The organism is Kitasatospora sp. NPDC057512 (assembly GCF_042802135.1).
Classification (GTDB): Bacteria; Actinomycetota; Actinomycetes; order Streptomycetales; family Streptomycetaceae; genus Kitasatospora.
Genome location: NZ_JBHVET010001164.1, coordinates 1 through 1,593, shown reverse-complemented (window position 1 = coordinate 1,593; position 1,593 = coordinate 1). Strand labels below are relative to the sequence as shown.

Annotated in this window: 2 protein-coding genes; both read right to left on the bottom strand. The window is 71.1% G+C overall.

Annotated elements, in window-relative coordinates:
• A partial coding sequence (locus ACFU6K_RS38575) for a GtrA family protein (RefSeq protein ID WP_380671272.1) occupies nt 1-441 on the bottom strand: 441 nt, incomplete at its 3' end.
• Nucleotides 438-1,400 (bottom strand): glycosyltransferase family 2 protein, encoded by a 963-nt coding sequence (locus tag ACFU6K_RS38570; protein WP_380671270.1) that lies wholly within the window; start codon nt 1,398-1,400, stop codon nt 438-440. The genes ACFU6K_RS38570 and ACFU6K_RS38575, both read right to left, overlap by 4 nt.
• Nucleotides 1,401-1,593: the final 193 nt, after the last annotated feature.

The window sequence follows — 1,593 nt, the reverse complement described above, 5'->3', positions numbered from 1 at the left end:
CCGGAAGACCCACAGCTTGAGCAGCACGAACCGGGCCACCGTGGCGAGGCCGTTGGCCGCCACCAGCCCGGCCACCTCGACCACCCGGGAGGCGTGCGGCAGCGCGGCGTCCAGCAGCGCCAGGGCGCCGCTGCTGAGGCCCAGCCCGATCAGGAACGCGACCGCGCCCTGGAGCTGGTGGCGCACCGCGCCGTCCGAGCCGGTGATGCCGAAGGTGAAGCGGCGGTTCGCCGCGGTGTTGGCCACCGCGCTGACCGCCAGGGCCACCAGGTTGGCCGTCTGCGACGAGGCGACCAGCCGCAGCAGGACGAACAGGGCCAGGTAGAAGAGGGTGCTCAGCACCCCGATGACCAGGAAGGACGGCAGCTGCCGGCGGACCGGCCGGGCCGCCGCGGCGGGCTCGTCGCGCTCGCCCCGGTCCGCGGAGAGGGTCTCGTTCACGCGCCCGTACCGTACCGGTCCTGCTCCTCGGCCGAGTCGTAGCCGACGAAGTACGCGGGCCGGGCCTGGACCGCCGAGTAGATCCGGCCGACGTACTCGCCGAGCAGGCCGACGCAGACCAGCTGCACGGCGCCGATGAAGAGCATCCCTATGAACAGCGAGGACCAGCCGGGCACGGTGGAGCCGACGGCGTACGCGACCGTGGTGTAGATCGCCAGCAGGAGGCAGACCAGGAAGCTGAACAGCCCCAGCCAGGTGGCCAGCCGCAGCGGGGCGGCGGAGAAGTTGGTGACGCTGTCCAGCGCGAGCCGGAGCATCTTCGAGAGCGGGTAGTGGGTGCTGCCCGCGACCCGCTCCTCGCGCACGTAGACCACCTCGCCGCTGGGGAAGCCCAGCCACGGCACCAGCAGCCGGTAGACCGGCTGGTGCTCGGGCATCGCCTTGAGCGCGTCCACCGCCGCCCGGCTGAGCAGCCGGTAGTCGCCGGCCTGGTTGGGCATCCGCTTGCCGACCAGCTTGCGCATCAGCCAGTAGTACCCGCCGGCGGTGCGCCGCTTGAAGAAGGTGTCGGTGCCGCGGTCGCCGCGCACGCCGTAGACGATGTCCAGGTTCTGCTCGCGGGCGAGCGCCAGCATCTCGGGGATCTTCTCCGGCGGGTCCTGGAGGTCGGCGTCGATGGACACCACGTAGTCGCCGTGGGCGCGGTGGATGCCGGCGGTGAGGGCGGCCTGGTGCCCGGAGTTGCGGGCGAAGCGGACGATGCGGAACTCCGGCCAGTCCTGGCGGATCTTCTGCATCAGCACCGGGGTGACGTCGGTGCTGCCGTCGTCCACCCCGACCACCTCGTAGGCCACGTCGAGCCCGTCGAGGATCGGCCGCAGCCTTTCGACGGTCAGCGGGAGCGCCTCCTGCTCGTTGTAGATCGGCATCACGACCGACAACAGCGGTGCCGTTGACATGCGTTGGTCCCACTTTCCGCGACGGCGGGCTGGATGGTGGCCCGACCATAACAGTCTGCGATGAGCGGCCGCTGAAAGGCGGTGCGCTCCGGTGAACTGCCCATGAGACGCCGAAGGGCCCCGCGCACCGTGCGGTGCGCGGGGCCCGTACGCCCAGCCGGTTACGGGCCGGCAGGTCAACTGGACAAATAAT

Coding starts and splice junctions, on each gene's coding strand:
- ACFU6K_RS38570 (WP_380671270.1), bottom strand. CDS start 1,400: ATGTCAACGGCACCGCTGTTGTCGGTCGTGATGCCGATCTACAACGAG.